Raw genomic sequence first — 16,912 nt, 5'->3', positions numbered from 1 at the left:
CCCAACGCAGTACGAATCCACCATCATGGTCACCGCCGAGCAGATAGCCTGACCACCTCACATCAACCCTGTCCGTCGAGACGGGGCAAGCCCAAGGTCATGACCCAGTTGATGGTCATGCTCCGCCGCCGGAGCACGAGGCGTACAACGCTCCTGGTGGTCCGGAATTGCCTTGAGGCTCAGCCCATCGTCTGCCAGCACGCGGTGCCTGGCTGCGTTGACGCTTGCAGTACAGGACTCCTGGACCTGGTCATCCGGGTTCCGTTCGACCTCTGGGGGAGCCGACCTTGATAGCGACGTGGGGTTTCGCTTTGAGGCGGTGACTAGCGCGATGAGCTCTGACGATTGCCGGTTGGTGGCGGCACAAGTCGCGGCAGCACAGTTCTTCCGGGAGCAGTTGCTGCGGGCCGGTGCGGGGTGGCCGGTCGCACATCTGATGCAGCGTGGGCTCGGACACGTACTGAGGTCGAGCTCGCCTTGGAAGATTGGTTATGCGCCTGACGGCTGGGCCTACTTGGTCAATCACCTCAGATCGCAGGGTTTCGGTGATGAGACTCTGCTGGCTGCGGGTCTGGCTACTGCAACCAAGAAGGGGTATCTGGTCGACCGGTTCCGTGATCGGATCATGTTTCCTGCCTGGGATGCGGGTCAGGAGTTGGTTGGATTCGTGGGACGTTCACGAGGTGGGTGGCCGAAGTACTTGAACTCTCCGACGACGCGTATCTACCAGAAGTCACAGACGCTCGTCGGCCTCGCGGAGCAGGGTGATTTCTTGGAGAGTGGAGCAACGCCCGTCTTGGTCGAAGGGCCGATGGACGCCGTGGCTGTGGATGAGTTGAGCCGGTTGACATCTAGCAGTTGGGCCGGTCTCGGTGTCTGCGGGACGGCACTGTCGTCTCATCAGGTCTCGATGGTCCGCCACTACTCAGACAGCGACACTGTGATCGTCGGGGTGGACGCAGACGGAGCCGGCCGCATCGCTGCACTGCGGTGGCTGGATGACTTGTCGGCGTTCTTCAAGCGTGTACAGGTAGCCGAGTTCCCCTCAGGGCATGACCTCTCCTCGCTGCTTGAGACACCCGCGGGTGCCGATCGGTTGTCCGAGACTCTGAGCTCGCCCAGGCCGCTTGCGGAGCTGGCGATCGAGGTAGAGGTGGCTCGGTGGTCGCGGGTGCTGGATCACATCAGTGGTCGAGTGAATGCGCTGCGCCGGGTGGCGCCGCTGGTGGCGAGGTTGCCCCACGACCGGGTGGCAGCACAGCTGGGGGCGCTCGCGAAGGTCCTGCAGCTCGATCAGGAGATCGTCTCGCGAGAGGTTCTCGAGACCCTTGGTCGCTCGACGCGTCGACCGCTGTCGCACCCTCCGCCGGACCCGACTGCCGGCGTCGATCCGCTCGACAACTCGCCGACGCCATGACTACTGGATTGCGTGTCCTATGTCGCTTAGCGTGGATATGACGAACGTTGCGGAAGACCCCAGATTCCCGCTGGCATGTGCCGGACCGTGGTGCGAGTTCCTTGGGGTCTGCGCCCAGCAGGAACAGCCCTGTCACAGTCGGGTGGATCGATGAGGGCATCGGCTCGCTGAGATGCTGCCTCGCGGACCGTGATCCACGGTCATATCCACGCTAAGCGACATAGGTTGCGTGTTCCAATAGTCCCCGATGTCGAAATCGGGGTTCTTTGTCCAACCGCCGAAGGCGACCTTCGTAGCCAATGAATTGCTGGTCTACGGAGGTTGTGATGAATGCTGTGTCATCGGATTCCGAGAACATGCTGATCAGCGGAGAACGCCAGCGAATGATGGTCGCGAATACGGTTGCGGCCAGGTTCTACCGGCGAGAGTTGCTCAGAGCAAACGTTGGCTGGCCGGTCGAGCAGGTTCGGGGTCGCGGTGTCGGTGAGGCATTGCGGACGGATTCGTCTTGGCGGATCGGCTACGCGCCGGACTCGTTTACGCGACTCACCGATCACCTGCGAGAGAAGGGTTTCGACTTCCGCACGCTGATCCGGGCTGGTTTGTCCGAGTGGACCGAGGAAGGCACCGCTGTTGATGTCTTTCGCGATCAACTGATGATGCTCGCACGGGACGAAAGGCTCGACCCCGTTGGCTTCGTCGGTGTCGGCCCCGGGGCGAAGCCGGCGTACTCGGCCTCGCCGACGACATTGATTCACCGGCCGTCAAACGCGCTGGTCGGAATCGAGGAGCAGCTCGACATATTGACCGACGGAGCCTTTGTCGTGGTCGTCAACGATCCATTGGATGCGATGGCTATCGAGAACCTTGGTCGCCTGGCGGGTGAGCGTTGGGCCGGCATCCCGTTGTGCGGTTCGCAGATGTCGTCGGCGCAGGCGAAGACCTTGTACCGCTACACGGTCACCGACACGGTGATCGTTGCCTTGGACGGCGACCAGGAGTGGCGCCGTACAGCGATCGCTTCTCATCCTGACCTGTCCTACTTCTACAAGCGGGTTCGTGCCGTAGAGATGCCGGACGGACAGACGGCGTCGAGCCTGCTGAAGACCCAGGACGGCCCGCGACGACTGTACGACGCGATGGTGTCGACGCGGCCCTTGGAGGACTACAAGCCGCGGCGTCAGCACCTACCGGAGCTCGACGATGCGAGTCCGTCGCCGGCGGGTCCGACGCCGTGACGAAAGTCCAGGACTCCGGGACTTCATATTCCGGGTTCAGATCACCACGGGGTACGGCGACATTGGTGCCGATAGCAAGAGTCAATTCTCGGGCCGCGGTCCGAGTCATCAGGATACGGAGTGAGCCAATGACTGAAGAACTTCAGGCGCTCCTGGTCGACGCTGCGGACTCGGGCTGGGCAGAGGAGCCGTCGATGCGGCTGGCCGCAGCCATCGAGCATCGAATCGTCGCGGAGCTGCCCAGCCGGCTCCGGATTGCGCTGGGCAACGATGAGGCTGCGCAGATGGCGCGGGTGCTGGCCTGGGAACGCTGCCGTCGACTGGCGGAGAAGCCTCCGGCCAGTCAGGTGACCTGGGGATACCTGGCGAACATGGTGCGATGGCGGCTGGCCGATGTCGTACGCCAGGAAGCGAGGCGGAGGCAGCGGCATCCGCTGATCGACTACCTGCCTGAAACCGAGCAGCCGAGCATGCTCGCGGACTTGGGCCCGCTGCTCGACCGCATCGGAATCCGGTTGGAGCGCGCTGGGCTAGCGGTTGGGGAAGTGCGGCGGCGCTTAGTTGCTGCTGCTGATGGCCCCGGCTACTCCAAGCACGCGATCGCAGCACGCGTTCGAGCCATCGGCGTACCCAGAGGACAGGCAGAAGGACTGGCTTGGCTGCTCCACAACGGCCCGATCCGGACGTCCGCACTCTCGCGCCTCGCCGGTGGTCAGCCGCCCGATGTGGTGTTCGCGGATGTATCGGTCCAGCGATGGATCGGCCAGGCTGCCGGGAGGTTACCTCGGGCTTCGTCCAGACCGACGCGGTTCGGTCGGCCGCCTGACGCATCGTGGCATGACCACCTCGGACTCGGCCTCGCTCGAACTGCCTGACTCGAAGTTACTCGGCGGTCATGAGGGCCCAAACGTTGAGCTCTTATGAACAACCTCGACAGGCGCCCGCGCCGCCGGAACTGGCTCATGCGGTACTACTTCGCCCAGTTCCGCTTCTACCTGCGTTTGCAGGCTGCGCTCGGGATCATCCCGACATCTATCGCGCGCACACTCATCGCCCGGCTCCAGCCGGTGAAGACACGGAGGGAACTCTGACATGCGTCGAGTCATGAACTCGAAGCTCGCTGCTCCACTCATCATCCTCGTTCTGCTCATCGTCCTGATCTTGGCGCTCGTCATCCGCTGGCACGACACGCCGGACGTCGCTCGTGGTGAGTCCGGGCGAGCCCACCCAGGCGCGGGGACGACCACTCCAGACGCCTCCAAGCCAGGGCCCCTGTCGGCTTGGGTACGACCCACGACAACGGATCCGACGCGGTACGCCGTCGCGTTCGCCACGACGATCTGGACATACGACTCGAGAGCCCAAAGCTACGCCCAGTGGCAAAACGCCGCAGCGTCCTTCGCGGACTCGCTAGAGGCACCCGACGCCGGCGAGGTTGCCCGCAGCATGCTTCCGTACGCAAGCCAATGGGAGGACATGAAAGCTCACGAAGCGCACGCCAGCGTGACGGATGTGACGGCTGTAACAACGCCTGAGCTGCAGGCGCTCGCCCGGGATCCTCGCGCACCTGCTGGCTGGCATGGACTCCTTGTCCGCGGCACGCAGGTGAGCGTCGTCGACGGAGAGACGACCACGACCGAAAGACACCTGACAGTCAGCGTCATTTGTCGTCCGCAGTGCACCTTCTGGTCGGCGACCAACGAACTGCCGCAGTGATCATCCAGGTTGCAGCAGCCAGCGCGCTGCTCGTCACCACCGCCTGTCTGGTACCTCCACTGGCCATCGCCGGCCGAGGATCGGACACCTGCAATGCGGTCCAAACTCTCAACGACGTCAGCCTTGATGCGGAGCAGACCTCCAACCTGGCCGTCATCATCGGCGTCGGTGATCGCTATGCGATGGGCCAGCCGGGCAAGGTCACCGCGGTCATGACAGCCATGACCGAGTCCTCGTTGCGCAATACGGACCAGGGAGACGCAGCCGGTTCCGACTCGCGCGGTCTGTTCCAGCAACGTGACAGCTGGGGACCGCTCAACGTACGCATGGACCCAACCGGCTCGGCAGGACTGTTCTACGCCGCCCTCGCCAACGTGCCTGGTTGGACGTCGATGGAACCGTGGAAGGCCGCGCAGGCGGTGCAGCGATCCGCGTTCGCCGACGGCGACAACTACCGCAGCAACTATGAGGCCGCAGTCCGCCTCGTTGGGGCGCCGCCGGCGGTCGGCGTCTGCGGCAGCTGGGGAGCTGGAGATACCAACCAGCTTCCGGGTGCCGACGAAGCCGTACGCCGAGCGCTCGGCATGGTCGGCCGCGACGGCTATTACCGGCTGTGTGCTCGCCTGGCCTCGAATATCTGGGGTCGCCCGAGGTCCGGCTACTACTCCGCAGCCGAGCAGTGGGCACAGGTGGTCAGCAGCGGGAATGCCCACCCCGACGACCGACGGCCACCAGTCGGCGCATTGCTGTTCTGGGCGACCGACGGGCCGTACGGGCACGTCGCTGTGTACGTCGGCAACGGCCGCATCGTCTCCAACGACATCGGCGATCGCGTGCCGGGGCAGGGCGGTGTGTATCTCGTCGACGTCGGATCGGTCGAACAGCGATGGGGCGCCACCTATCTGGGCTGGGCGCCGCCGATTTACCCCACCACCTAATCCGAACCAATGGCGCCGTCCTGCGCCAGGAGGCAACGCATGCTCAGCTTCTTCTACCTCCAGGATCCTGGAGTGAGCCCGAACTCGAACGGTCTCCCCGGCTTGCCCGCATTGCGTCAGATCGTCGGCGCACTGCAGACCTTCGGGCTCGTCGTCTGCGTGGCGGCGTTCGTGATCTCCGCAGTTGCCTGGGCGGTGGGCAGCTTTGGCAGCAACTCGCACTACGCGGGCCGCGGCAAACTTGGCTGCCTGATTGCTGCGGGCGCGGCGATGCTGATCGCCTCGGCCAACCCGATCATCCGCTTCTTCAGCGGCATCCAGATCGGCTAGGGGATCCAGAGCATGGCTTGGACTGATTGTCTCCTGAACCCAGTCGGCTGCGCCGTTGGGGACCTGGGCAACAAGGCTGTCAACTCAGTGTGGGATTCGTTCCTCAGATGGTCTGCGAACGGTCTGGCGGACCTGTCGGTGAATGTGTTTCACACGTTCAGCACCAGCACGTCGCCTACGTTCGACCAGGCGTGGTGGAAGGACAACCTGGACCTGATGGTCGGGCTTTCGCTGCCGATCCTCGTTGCGGTCTTCATCCTGCAATGTGTCTCCGCTGTCATCCGCCGCGAACCCGCCAGACTCGGCCACGCAGTCGTCGGCGCATTGGTCGGAACAGCTGGGGTTCCGTTGGCGGTCGCAGCTATTGCGACCTGCGGGCGAGCCGTCGACGAGATCTCGACAGGCATCCTGGGCGAAAAGTCGGCTACGGACGGTATCAAGAGGATGACTGACATCACTGTGTTCCTGACCGCGCCGACCCTGGGCGGCATCCTCCTTCTGGCTGTCCAGCTCGGCCTACTCGCGATGTTCTCGTTGTACTTCGTCATGCTCATCCGCGACGTAGCGCTGATCGCCTTCGTGGTCTTCGCCCCGGTCGCGATGGTCAGCTGGACGTGGTCCGCGACCCGGCACTGGCTTCGGCGGTGGATCGAGGTCGTCGGCGCGTTGTTGTTCTCGAAGATCGCGATGGCACTTGTCTTCACCCTCGGCTTCTCTGCCGTGGGGGCTCCCGGACAGGACACGGCACCGAACATCGGCACATTCATCGCTGGGATCCTGCTGGTCGCCATGGCGGCGTTCGCTCCCCTGGCGACCTACTCGTTCATCCACTGGGCGGGTGATCAGGGCCAAGCGGCGACGCGAGTCCTCCAACAAGGCGCGGCTGGGGTCGAGGCGGGCAAGGATCAACTCGGACGCTTTCAACAATGGGCAGCCGGCGACTTCAGCGGGTCGGACGAAGAGGACTCGTCACCGGTTGTCGGTGGCGATCAAGATCCCGACGATCAGGCGACTTCCGACACCGGCAACGACTCGGGCGAGCAATCCGACCACGTGACAGATCCGAGCAACGGACAGGATTCGCAGGCCGGCTCGGATACGGCAGCTCAGCCCGAGTCAGCAACGCCACCGACAGCAGGTTCGGACTCTGGGCAAACGAACATCGCGGTCGCGACTAGTGAGGTGTCGATCGACGGCGAGTCGACCGGGCAGGGTAACGGCCCGAGCCAGGCATCAGAGCAAGGAGATCGATGATGTCGAACGCTCTCTCCGCACGCTTTCCACGACCGCAACGGAATTCGTTGCTGCTCGGTCTGCGACCGATCCAAGTGACTCTGGTGATCGCCGGCATCGCCTTGTCTTTGGTGTCCCTGCTCGCCGGCTGGCCTGCGCCGCTCCGTCTCGCTGGGATGGCTGTCGCTCTCGTGTGCGCGGTCATTGCATTCGGTCGATTCGAGGGACTGCCGACGTACCGATGGGTTGTCCTGCGTGTCGCCCACCTCATCCGTGGTTGGCGCAAGAATCAGTCGTACCGGGCAAATCCGCTCACTCCTCGCCGGCATGGATACCTGCAGTTGCCTGGAGAAGCAAGTTCCTTGCGGATCCTGGACACGCGATCGTCCATTGGTGCGGTGCACGACCCACTCCGCCGACGACTTGTTGCCGTCGCGAAGATCGAGGGACCCGCACATCTGCTCCAGAACTCCGACGAGCAGGAACGGCGCGTGGCGGCATACGGCCGGATGGTCGCCGGCCTGTGCCAGAGCAACCGGATCGCACGAGCACAGATTCTCGAGCGCACGATCCCGGACCCCGGTGACGGGCTTGGGGAATGGGCGCGCAAACGCAATCTGGACGCCTCCACCGCCGCCGGAGCGGTCTACCGTGACCTGCTGCAGCACGCGGCGCCCGCGGCAGCTAGACACGAGACGCTGTTCAGCTTTGCCCTGAACCTTGACGCAGTGTCCAAGGAGGTTCGCAAGCACGGCGGGGGACTGGCCGGAGCCATGACGGTACTGGACTCGGAATCGCGCGCCTTCCAGACCTCGTTCGCAGGCGCCGGGGTAGCCGGCGTCTGGCTCAACGCAGCCGACTTGGCATCCAGTCTTCGAGTCGCCTTCGACCCCGCGGCGACCCGAACGCTCGTCGGCGACATCGATCCAGCAGACGCCGCACCTCTGGCGGTCGATGCCGCCTGGGACCACCTGCGCACCGACTCGTCGTTCCATCGCGTGTACGTCGTCACCGAGTGGCCACGCGTTCGCGCGATGCCGTCGTTCCTCGGCCCGTTGCTCCTTAAGCCGGGGATTCGCCGAACCTTCTCGCTCGTACTGCAACCGGTGCCCATCGGCAAGGCACTTCGTGATGCCCGTCGCCACCAGGTCGAGCGGGTGACCGATCGAGCGACCCGGAAGCGTGTCGGTCAGATGGAGACCGAGGAGGACCGACAGCTCGACGCTGACGTCGCGCTACGGGAGAAGGACCTGGCTGCAGGGCACGGCGACGTGCGATGGATCGGCCTGATCGCAGTGTCAGCTGACACTGAGGATGCCCTCGACGAGGCATGCACGGAGATTGAAATCGCCGCCTCCCAAGCGTTGCTCGACGTACGGCGTCTGGTCGGTCAGCAGGTCGAGGGATTCATCGCCGCGGCGCTCCCGTTCGGGGTTGGTCTCGGATGAAGACGAGCACAGGATGGTTCGAGCCCAGCGAGACAGATCGACGAACGAGACGCACCAATCGTCGAGCGAGCCGATCGGTTCAGCGCCGCACACCGCCCACGAGGCAGCCAGAGGATCTGGCCGAGTCATGGCCGGCCGAGGTCATCGCTCTGCGTCGGCGGCTGCCGTTACTGGTGGACGATCATCGCGCGACCACCAGGATTCTCCGCATCGCCTATCCGTTCCTCGCCGAAGGGGGTTTGGGGGCCGACGGTACCTACATCGGCAACGATGTCTTCAGCGGAGGCTCGTTCGTCTAGGACCCCTGGGTGCTCTATCAGTCCCGGGTCATCACCAACCCGAATCTGCTTCTGGCAGGCGTCATCGGAAGCGGGAAGTCGTCTACTGCCAAGGCCCTGATCACTCGATCTATTGCGCTTGGGCACAAGGCCTACGTCCCGTGCGACCCGAAGGGCGAGTGGACGGCGGTCGCAGAGTCCGTGGGTGGATCAGTCATCAAGCTCGGGCCGGGACTCTCGACCAGGCTGAATCCGCTCGATGCCGGAAGTCGTCCGGGTGGTGTTTTTTCGGACGACGACTGGCACCGGATCGTCAGATCACGGCGACGAACCCTGCTGGGAACGCTTGCCGAGTCCACCCTCGGCCGGCCGCTGACCGCGGTAGAGCACACCGCCCTCGATCTTGCCATCGACCGAGCATCCCGGATCCCGGCGCCGACCATCCCTGACGTCGTAGGGGCCTTGTTCTCGACGGAGCTGGGTGAGGGCACTTCGGAAGTAGACAGCCGAGAGTTGGCACACGCGGTCAGGCGGCTCGTCCACGGCGACCTCGCGGGCATGTTCGACGGGCCATCAACGACCCGGTTCGATCCGTCCCTGCCGATGGTGACTCTTGACTCTTCATGGATTGGTGCTGGAGGCAATGATCAGGCGCTCCGCCTGACACTGGCGTGTGCGTCGTCCTGGCTCGAGGCGGCCGTGACCGATCCGGCTGGTGGGAAGCGGTTCATCGTGTACGACGAAGGGTGGCGGGTGATGCGGGACCCCGCTCTCCTGCGCCGAATGCAAGAGCAGTGGAAGCTGTCACGTGCCTGGGGTGTCTCCAACATCCTGATCATTCACCGCCTGTCGGATCTGGCTGCGGTTGGCGACCTCGGATCCGAAGCCCGTGCACTAGCCGAAGGGCTCCTGGCTGACTGCTCCACGCGGATCATGCTTCGTCAGGAGCCAGATCAACTTGCCCGTACGGCGACGCTCCTCGGACTCACGGACGTCGAGGTAGCGACGGTCGCGAAGCTCCCGAAGGGACGCGCGCTATGGCGGCTCCCCAGCCGATCATTCGTCGTACAACTCGTTCGTCACGCCCGCGAGGCTCGCTTGTTCAACACGGACGGAAGGATGTGACATGGACGGTGGTGGTCGGTCTCCCCGAGATCTATCGGACCTGATCATGGTCGGCGGGGCGTTGTTGCTCTCCAGTGCGGGAATTCTCTACCTCGCAGGTGGTCTCAGCAGCTTTCTGACGACGCATGAGTGGGTCCACTCCTCATGGCCCGACGCACTGAAGGTCGTGCTCGAGCCAGGCGATCCCGCACAGGTCTTCGGGCTGCCGAGCCGTGCGTTTCATCCGGCCGTGTTTTGGTTCGCGCTTGCGGTGCTGCTGATGATCCCGATCGCTGCTGGAGTTGGTGTCCACTATCTGTTGGCCAGACGCCATGCGAGCGCGGCGCGTCGGGCCAAGTCTGTCGCCAAGCGCCCGGGACTCGCTACTGCTGCAGACGTCGACGCCTCGGTCGGACGTAACCAGGTGCTGCGCCGTGGTCAGTCCGCGCGCCCCGCGGTACGACGACCTAAGCCGTCGGACGTTGGTCGGTACCTAGGGCGATCGCGCGGGCGACAGTGCTGGGCATCGGTAGAGGACTCCGAAATCGTCCTCGGGCCGCCCCGCTCCGGGAAAGGCCTCCATCAGGTCATCGGCGCCGTCATCGACGGACCTGGCGCAGTCGTCACCACCTCCACCCGGCCGGACAACCTCGCCGCCACCGTTGAGCTGCGGCGCGCCCACGGACCAGTCGCGATCTTCGACCCACAAGGCCTTGGGCAGATCGAGGGCATTCGGTGGTCGCCAGTTCGGGGCTGCGAGAACCCGACGACCGCGATCGTCCGCGCCAGCGGACTGGCAGCCGGCGCAGGATTCACCAAAGGCGGTGTCTCCGATGGCGCCTTCTGGCACGGGCAGACCGAAATGGCTCTGCGCGGCCTCCTGCACGCAGCGGCCATCGACGGCGCCGGTGTAGCGCAGCTCTACCGATGGAGCCTCGAGCCGGCATCGGCTATCGAAGCCGTCACCATCCTCAACCGCGCACCGGACGCCGCCGAGGGCTGGGGCGACACCCTCGACGGAATCGTCCGCATGGACGGCCGAACCCGAGACGCTGTCTGGGCGGGTGTGCGCTCCGCACTCTCCGCCCTGGCCGACCCTGCCGTACGAAAGTCGTTCGACCCTGCCGAGGGCGAGGGACTTGATCCCAAGACCTTTATCGCCAACCGCGGCACCATCTACCTCCTCGGCACGGGCGTCGGCGCGAGTGCCACGTCGGCGTTCATCGCGGCCCTTCTCGAGGACATCACCGAGACCGCCCGCCAACTCGCCGCAGGTAATCCAGGCGGCCGGTTGGAACCACCGCTCGCTCTGATCCTGGATGAAGTCGCGAACCTCTGCGCCGTTCCGTCGCTGCCGTCGCTGATGGCCGACGGCGGCGGATCAGGGATCTCGACTCTCGTCGTCATTCAGTCCCTGGCGCAGGCCAGAGACAAATGGGGCGAGCAAGCGGCCGCCGCGATGTGGGACGCCGCAACTCTCCGGCTCATCCTCGGCGGCTCGGCGCAACCCCGAGATCTTCAGGACCTCGCCGCCGTCTGCGGAGACCGGGACGAAGAGATCCGCAACTGGAGTCGCGGCCCCGACGGCAAGCGCACCGTCTCCACCAGTACCCGCCGCATACCGATTCTCCCACCCGACGTGATCCGTACACTTCCACTCGGCACAGGCATCCTCCTCGCCAGGACGGCCCCGCCGATCCTCCTGAACATGACTCCCTGGCCGGCCCGTCCCGATGCAGACCAGATCCGTGCCAGCATCACCAACGCAACTCGGCGCGCAGGGCTACCTGAATGAACCCGCGCGACGGCCTTCTGAAGTCCTTCGACCTCGCCACTGACGACCCGTTCATCATCTGCTGGCGAGACCTCGACGCAACGACGGCAACCGAGGAACTCGACCGCCTCAGAATCTGGGTCGATTGGCTAACGCGTCGCTACAACATCGACCACAAACTCGTCCCACCCTGCTGGCCCCACCATGGCGCCCTCGTCGAAGAACTCTCCGCCCTGCGCACTCTTTGGGAAGCCTCTTACCTCGAAGATGCCGCTCCGTCCAGCCCACTCGCTTTCCATCGCGAACTAGACCTCGCCGTCCGCCGCCTCCGAGAATGGACCTCCCGCCTCGGCTGCTCAAGAACCGAACACCGCCCCGAAGCCTGACGCGCCTCATGGTGGGAGTCGGGCGGCTGCCACGGCAGCCAGACCACCCGTAGAAGGTGCCGGCTGCTATCGCTACATCGAGCTGGCGGACTCGTCCGGGAGGTTGTCGAGGGTCTCCACACGGGCCGGCCCCGGATGATGCACCGCCGTGATGGTCGGATGGTCGTAGTCGACACGGATCTCGGGCAGCCGCGTCCCCTTGAAGACCTCTGGCGTTTCGTTGTCCGCAATGATGAGCTGCAGCCGTCCGGGGCTGGCTGTGCTCTGTGTCGCCATCCGACGGTAGATCGCCGCGACTACCGCCGCGGAGGCGTTCAGCGCAAGTTGAGGACTGTCGATCAGCAGAAACGCCGGATAGTACGTGTCGCCTCGCCGGGCTGCGACACTCACCAACGACGTCCAGTAGGCAATCTGCGTAGCTGTGATGATTCCGCCCGCTGAGCTCGCGTCGGCAAAGCTCTCTCCATTGAGCATGGGCAGATACGTTGAGCGGTCTATGACTGCGGTCTCGACACCGGGGACTCCGAGATCCGCGACAGTCGCCTGGAACTCGGCATCGAGGTCGTCGAAGATCTCGGTACGGCGTGCCTCCATGGCATCACTGGCTTCGTCGAGCTCCCGCTTGACTCGTCTGCGGTCCAGGCGCAGGTTGTCGGCGACTCCAGCGAGGTCGTCGGCGCGATCCCATTGCCGGAGGATCGACTCGAGATGCTCTTGTTGCACTCTTGCGGTGGCGAGCTGATCGGTGGCGTCCACGAACCCCTGGAGACGTGGCGTGATGCGGTCTGCCGTGCGTTCCTCGAGTTCTGCATTCAAGTGGGTGACGAGAACGGCGCGCTCGGAAAGGGCGGCGGAGGTCGCGGCCTCCTTCAGCGCAATCTGTTGCAACTGAGTGTCGACTTCTGCACGCTGATCCTCCAGCTGCCTCGTCTCGTACTGGTCCGGGTGCGCTCGCTGTTGCACAGGATCAGGTTGAAGGCAGACTCGGCAGGCGTCGGCGGGCACATACCGTTCCGACAGGGACTGCAGGCAACGAGGGCAGACTGCGAACTCGAAATCCGCCAGTCGCGCGCCGGCGTCCCGCATTCGTGCAAGACGCGCGATATCACTCGCGAGACGATCGCGTTCCGCCGCGTACTCGGCACGTTGCCGACGCAGTACATTCAGTGTCGCTCGTGCGTCGGCTGATCCCACCTCCGCCTCGGTTAGCAGATCACGGAGCATCTGTGTCCGTCGATCACCGACCGGGTCTACGGCGTTGCGGAGTTCGGCGAGCCTCGCCTCGCTGTCGGTCTGTTGCCTGACTGCCTCAGCCAGCGCGGTTGTGGTCTCGAAACGTCCGCCGGTTCCGGTGTCGGCAAGGAAGGTGCGTACGGTTCGCTGCTCGGCCTCGGCCGTCGCGATCTCTCCCTTCAGTTCGTTGTAACGAGAACGAAGTCCTTGAATCTCCTCGTTCGTCAGCACGAACAGGAGCTCAAAGACGGTCTTCCGCTTCGGATCGATGTATGTCATCTGGCTGCCGGCAATATCCCGGTTGATCTCGGACTGGGCGACGTACAAGAAGCTGAAGACATCGTTGAACGTAATGACGTCGCCGGCGCGACTGCTCCCGCCGCCGCGCGCCGCCGCGCGCACATCGTCCGGCAGCCCCAGTGCCCCCATCAACAAAGAGTTCAGGGAGGGAACGTTCTTGCGATCCACATAGTGCTCGGGCAGTCGCTCCTGAGTCACCAGGTCTGTCACCTGCACGACTTTTGCTTTGTCCGAGTCGACGCTTCGCTTGATCGCGTAGCGATCGTCGCCGAGGGTCAAATCGAGCTGGATCGCAATCACAGAGGATCGCACTACCGGAGCTAGCTTGCCACGTCCGCCGAAACCGAACTTCACGAGCTCGAACAGCGTCGTCTTTCCCACGCCGGTGGGGCCCGTGAGGACGACGATGTCCGCTGGGAACTCGTAGTCGACAGACCCTTCCGTGGTGTCGATGTGGATCGCGTCGATGCGGAAACGAGTCGTCATCGAATCACCCGTCGCTGCGGAGTCTGCATGAGATCCGAGAGTCGTTCGTAGATCAGGTCCTTCAACTCGGCACCGGACTTGTTTGGGCTGGCCTCTGCGATTGCCTGGCACCGCAGCGCAACGTCGTGCCATTCTTCGGACGACAACAGTTCCGCTGCGAGCGATCGGCCGAGTTTCGTCGGAGCCAGCGCGACACTGCCTTTGCGGCCGGCCAGGTACCGCAGCAGTCCGCGCGAGACCAAGGCACCAATAACCGGGTGGTAGCGATCATCCCAAGGGCCGTACTTGTACCGGACCATCGGTGCCTCGACATCGGTTGGATCGATTCGCTCGCGATCAGTGAGATGCAACCGCTCGTCATCCCACGGCAGGGCGTCCAGGATGACCGGGGCCAGGGCTGGATAGCGTACGAGAAAGTCCAGCTTTGCCAGCTTGGTGAGTCCATCGAGCTTCCGCTGGTGCCCCGGCGCCGCTGCGACCGCCGCCGTCAGCAGCAAGACCCGGGCCTGGTGGTATGCGAGGTCCTCACGCAACCAACGTAGCTCCTCGACCTCCTCGAGCTGGGTCATGTTTCCTCCAGCTGACTTCGGTGGGCGTCAATATCGAACGATTTGCTGAACCAGACCCTGCACTCGTTCGCGAGTTCGCAGACTCCGCCCAGCATGATGTCGGCGTCTGGCATCGACGGGTCAGCAGCGGCGAGCTCTGCCAATCGCGGCTGTATCTCGCCCCAGAAGCGTTGGCCCCACGGCTTGTGGTCGCTCGCAACCTCGACAGTTGTCGCGTCGGTCAGCGCGAGCACCTTCATTCGGACGCGTTCGCGCTCGGCGCGCGCTCGTGGATCACCGCTCATCCGATCGCTCCAGTAACCTCCGGCGTACAGACGAAGCTCCTCAGCTCGCTCGATGCTGTTGTCTGAACACTTGCCGACGTCCATCTTGAGCGCGACCGTCGACGTCCTCTGCAGCTTGGGCAAGGGGAGGTACGCATTCGGTCGGTCGAGCGCAATCTGGATCGCGAACTCGATGTCGGCGGTCGTCACCAGTCTCGTCGCGATCCGCCGTTCCGTAGCCGTTGGCGACGCATCAGTGACCTGTGGCAGCACGGTGGGTAGCGCGCCTTCAGGAATGGGTCCCGCGGCACGCATGCGTTGCCGAAATACACCGAGCGTGACCTCCCAGACCACCTGAGGGTCCACAGTCGCCTGCAGCTGATCAACGATCGGCTGTGCAAACATGCCGGGCGCAGCGAACGGAAGATGAGTACGACGGATCTGCTCCACCTGAAGCGTCAGCCTTGCGAGAAAACGTGCGATGCGATCCCGGCGCACCCACTCGCGTGTGAACGGAGGACTGATCACCACAGGCGGCACCAGATCCTTGTCAGCGGGCAGCACGTCCGACATCTTGTCGATCACGTGGTCGTGCGGACCCCCTAGGAGGGACTAGCCCGCCAGGAGACGGTCCTTCAGCCAATCGCTCGCCTTGGCGACCAAGCCACTGGCCTGGTCGAGCCCGCAGGTGGTGACCAACCGGCAGGTCGGTTTCTCCGACAATGCGTGCCAGCGCTCGAAGAGGTGCTCGACGCCGCCGTCGTTGGCGAGCTTTGTGTACGTCGTGAAAGCGCCATAAGCGGCCTCCTTGTGCTTTGCCGACACGATCTCCGCATCATCGCCGCGCAGGACCACCCAGTCCTCGTGATACTCGCACAAGATCCTCGTGTCGATGGAAGCGCCGCCCGATATGAGCGCTCCGCGGTACAGAGAGAGTCCATCGGCAGCTGCCATGGCCGCCTGCCACTCGTACCTGTCGGCCGTACTCGCGCCGGCGTCATCTGGCTGTGCGACAGCCGTCACCAGTTCCGCGGCGCCAGCCGCTTGCTGGTGCTTCGTCGACGACACAACACAGACCCTAGAGTGGTGGCTCAACCGTCGGCAGCGCGCGCGGCATGTCGCGCACTTGCCAACGACGATCATTGACAGATGAGATACCCGCCGTGACTCGGTCTGTATCGGGGGCATGGATCTAACGTTCGATCGCTGGCTCATCTGTGGAACTGGTGCTTGAGGATGCAACAGGTGTCCCTGGCTCTGGGAAGCCGCTGCCGGGGATCTGTTGCAGTTTCCGCTTGAGGCGACTGTGGCGGCGCTGTTGGGCGTGATCTGCCGATGGCGGAGACCCGAGGGGGTCGCGTGTACAGATCCGATAGAGCTCGCGGTAGGCGGCGACGTCGCGGATGAGCTGGCTCTGCGGCTCGGTCCCCTCCGGTGCTGAGTCCGAGAGGTGTCGGTACCACGGCTCGTAGGAGGAAGTGGCTTGTTCTGCGAGCCAGTCGGCGCGCTGGGCGATCTGTGACTCGATCTCTTGGAGGGCCGCTATGTAGGTGGGATTCGAGACGTGGACGGCGGGTGTGATCAAGCCGGCGACGAGTGAGGTCGCGCGCGTACGGCGTTCGGCTCGTGTGATGAGTCGCTCGACGCGGGCGTGGAGGACTGACGCTAGGTCGTTGGCGTTGGTGAGGGATGACTGGTTGACGACCTGGCGAAGGGCGGCGGGGACGTTCAGGCCCAGGTGCTCGGCTCGGCGGAGGGCGGTGATCAGGGGTCCGAAGGCGGGGGAGGATTGAAGGGCGGCTTGGTCGACGGGGTCGAGGCCGCTGTTGATGATGGCCGGGCGGTAGCGTTCGCGGGCGTCTAGCTGGCAGAGGTGTTCGTGGATGGGGATCAGTCGGTCGAGGCGGGTGGCGTTGTCGAGTTCTGCGCGCATGACTTCGTGGGCCGAGCGCTCGATCCCGTCTTGTTCGAGGACTGTCTCGAGGACGTCTTGCATAGTTTGGGCGAACTGGGGTTCATGCATTTCGGCGGTCGTCGTGTGGGTGGCGACGTACGCGCGGTTGCTGTGGCGGCCACGGGTCATGCCGACGTACATCAGGGCTCGGGTGGGCCTGACCCGTTTTGACGGACATCCGAGATCAGGAGCTTGTGCTCCGGAAGGATGTTCATCATGGAGTCCATGGGCAAGAAGAAGCCGCG

Annotated in this window: 17 protein-coding genes; 12 read left to right on the top strand and 5 right to left on the bottom strand. The window is 64.3% G+C overall.

Translation table 11 applies throughout. The annotated features are described in order from the left end of the window. Positions 1 to 331: 331 nt before the first annotated feature. From AB0E63_RS44585 to AB0E63_RS44530, 12 genes are all read left to right on the top strand, one after another. Complete coding sequence (locus AB0E63_RS44585; RefSeq protein WP_360380430.1) at positions 332 to 1,417, top strand: toprim domain-containing protein; 1,086 nt, start codon at positions 332 to 334, stop codon at positions 1,415 to 1,417. Positions 1,418 to 1,743: 326 nt separating this feature from the next. Then, positions 1,744 to 2,655: a hypothetical protein gene (locus AB0E63_RS44580; RefSeq protein WP_360380428.1), complete on the top strand. Its 912-nt coding sequence runs from the start codon at positions 1,744 to 1,746 to the stop codon at positions 2,653 to 2,655. Positions 2,656 to 2,783: 128 nt separating this feature from the next. Beyond that, on the top strand, positions 2,784 to 3,530 hold the full coding sequence (locus AB0E63_RS44575) for a hypothetical protein (protein WP_360380425.1): 747 nt from the start codon (positions 2,784 to 2,786) through the stop codon (positions 3,528 to 3,530). Positions 3,531 to 3,575: 45 nt separating this feature from the next. Further along, entirely contained in the window at positions 3,576 to 3,746 is a 171-nt protein-coding gene (locus AB0E63_RS44570; RefSeq protein ID WP_360380423.1) for a hypothetical protein, read from the top strand. A 1-nt stretch (position 3,747) separates the two neighbouring features. Beyond that, positions 3,748 to 4,371, top strand: a complete 624-nt coding sequence (locus tag AB0E63_RS44565; protein WP_360380420.1) for a hypothetical protein — start codon at positions 3,748 to 3,750, stop codon at positions 4,369 to 4,371. Further along, the gene (locus AB0E63_RS44560; RefSeq protein WP_360380417.1) at positions 4,368 to 5,309 is read left to right on the top strand and encodes a CHAP domain-containing protein; all 942 of its coding nucleotides are present in this window, start codon (positions 4,368 to 4,370) and stop codon (positions 5,307 to 5,309) included. The genes AB0E63_RS44565 and AB0E63_RS44560 overlap by 4 nt, the downstream gene beginning before the upstream one ends. Before the next feature lie 39 nt (positions 5,310 to 5,348). Continuing rightward, positions 5,349 to 5,639, top strand: coding sequence for a DUF6112 family protein (locus AB0E63_RS44555; protein WP_360380415.1), 291 nt, complete (start codon positions 5,349 to 5,351; stop codon positions 5,637 to 5,639). Between the two features lie 138 nt (positions 5,640 to 5,777). Then, complete coding sequence (locus tag AB0E63_RS44550; RefSeq protein ID WP_360380412.1) at positions 5,778 to 6,893, top strand: hypothetical protein; 1,116 nt, start codon at positions 5,778 to 5,780, stop codon at positions 6,891 to 6,893. After that, complete coding sequence (locus tag AB0E63_RS44545; RefSeq protein ID WP_360380410.1) at positions 6,890 to 8,320, top strand: SCO6880 family protein; 1,431 nt, start codon at positions 6,890 to 6,892, stop codon at positions 8,318 to 8,320. Before AB0E63_RS44550 ends, AB0E63_RS44545 begins: the two co-directional genes overlap by 4 nt. 308 nt (positions 8,321 to 8,628) lie before the next feature. Further along, positions 8,629 to 9,723, top strand: a complete 1,095-nt coding sequence (locus AB0E63_RS44540; protein ID WP_360380408.1) for an ATP-binding protein — start codon at positions 8,629 to 8,631, stop codon at positions 9,721 to 9,723. A gap of 1 nt (position 9,724) precedes the next feature. Then, positions 9,725 to 11,497: a TraM recognition domain-containing protein gene (locus AB0E63_RS44535; protein ID WP_360380406.1), complete on the top strand. Its 1,773-nt coding sequence runs from the start codon at positions 9,725 to 9,727 to the stop codon at positions 11,495 to 11,497. Further along, entirely contained in the window at positions 11,494 to 11,862 is a 369-nt protein-coding gene (locus AB0E63_RS44530; RefSeq protein WP_360380403.1) for a hypothetical protein, read from the top strand. The genes AB0E63_RS44535 and AB0E63_RS44530 overlap by 4 nt, the downstream gene beginning before the upstream one ends. 72 nt (positions 11,863 to 11,934) lie before the next feature. Here AB0E63_RS44530 and AB0E63_RS44525 read toward each other — a convergent pair whose 3' ends face one another. The 5 genes from AB0E63_RS44525 to AB0E63_RS44505 form a co-directional block, all read right to left on the bottom strand. Next, positions 11,935 to 13,881 (bottom strand): hypothetical protein, encoded by a 1,947-nt coding sequence (locus AB0E63_RS44525; RefSeq protein WP_360380401.1) that lies wholly within the window; start codon positions 13,879 to 13,881, stop codon positions 11,935 to 11,937. Continuing rightward, entirely contained in the window at positions 13,878 to 14,450 is a 573-nt protein-coding gene (locus AB0E63_RS44520) for a hypothetical protein (RefSeq protein WP_360380399.1), read from the bottom strand. The genes AB0E63_RS44525 and AB0E63_RS44520 overlap by 4 nt, the downstream gene beginning before the upstream one ends. Next, a complete protein-coding gene (locus AB0E63_RS44515) occupies positions 14,447 to 15,298 on the bottom strand; it encodes a hypothetical protein (protein ID WP_360380396.1) in 852 nt (283 codons plus the stop codon). The genes AB0E63_RS44520 and AB0E63_RS44515 overlap by 4 nt, the downstream gene beginning before the upstream one ends. 27 nt (positions 15,299 to 15,325) lie before the next feature. Beyond that, a complete protein-coding gene (locus tag AB0E63_RS44510; RefSeq protein WP_360380393.1) occupies positions 15,326 to 15,667 on the bottom strand; it encodes a hypothetical protein in 342 nt (113 codons plus the stop codon). A 238-nt stretch (positions 15,668 to 15,905) separates the two neighbouring features. Beyond that, on the bottom strand, positions 15,906 to 16,808 hold the full coding sequence (locus AB0E63_RS44505; RefSeq protein ID WP_360380391.1) for a hypothetical protein: 903 nt from the start codon (positions 16,806 to 16,808) through the stop codon (positions 15,906 to 15,908). Positions 16,809 to 16,912 lie beyond the last annotated feature (104 nt).

Source organism: Kribbella sp. NPDC026596 (assembly GCF_040638415.1).
Lineage (GTDB): Bacteria > Actinomycetota > Actinomycetes > Propionibacteriales > Kribbellaceae > Kribbella.
Note: the sequence above shows the minus strand (reverse complement) of the source record. Positions and strands in the feature narration are given on the sequence as shown.

Excerpts from the sequence above, each read along its gene's own strand:
- AB0E63_RS44585 (WP_360380430.1), top strand. The coding sequence starts at position 332 with ATGAGCTCTGACGATTGCCGGTTGGTGGCGGCACAAGTCGCGGCAGCA.
- AB0E63_RS44530 (WP_360380403.1), top strand. The coding sequence starts at position 11,494 with ATGAACCCGCGCGACGGCCTTCTGAAGTCCTTCGACCTCGCCACTGAC.
- AB0E63_RS44555 (WP_360380415.1), top strand. The coding sequence starts at position 5,349 with ATGCTCAGCTTCTTCTACCTCCAGGATCCTGGAGTGAGCCCGAACTCG.
- AB0E63_RS44570 (WP_360380423.1), top strand. The coding sequence starts at position 3,576 with ATGAACAACCTCGACAGGCGCCCGCGCCGCCGGAACTGGCTCATGCGG.
- AB0E63_RS44545 (WP_360380410.1), top strand. The coding sequence starts at position 6,890 with ATGATGTCGAACGCTCTCTCCGCACGCTTTCCACGACCGCAACGGAAT.
- AB0E63_RS44565 (WP_360380420.1), top strand. The coding sequence starts at position 3,748 with ATGCGTCGAGTCATGAACTCGAAGCTCGCTGCTCCACTCATCATCCTC.
- AB0E63_RS44575 (WP_360380425.1), top strand. The coding sequence starts at position 2,784 with ATGACTGAAGAACTTCAGGCGCTCCTGGTCGACGCTGCGGACTCGGGC.
- AB0E63_RS44520 (WP_360380399.1), bottom strand. The coding sequence starts at position 14,450 with ATGACCCAGCTCGAGGAGGTCGAGGAGCTACGTTGGTTGCGTGAGGAC.
- AB0E63_RS44505 (WP_360380391.1), bottom strand. The coding sequence starts at position 16,808 with ATGTACGTCGGCATGACCCGTGGCCGCCACAGCAACCGCGCGTACGTC.
- AB0E63_RS44580 (WP_360380428.1), top strand. The coding sequence starts at position 1,744 with ATGAATGCTGTGTCATCGGATTCCGAGAACATGCTGATCAGCGGAGAA.
- AB0E63_RS44525 (WP_360380401.1), bottom strand. The coding sequence starts at position 13,881 with ATGACGACTCGTTTCCGCATCGACGCGATCCACATCGACACCACGGAA.
- AB0E63_RS44510 (WP_360380393.1), bottom strand. The coding sequence starts at position 15,667 with ATGGCAGCTGCCGATGGACTCTCTCTGTACCGCGGAGCGCTCATATCG.
- AB0E63_RS44535 (WP_360380406.1), top strand. The coding sequence starts at position 9,725 with ATGGACGGTGGTGGTCGGTCTCCCCGAGATCTATCGGACCTGATCATG.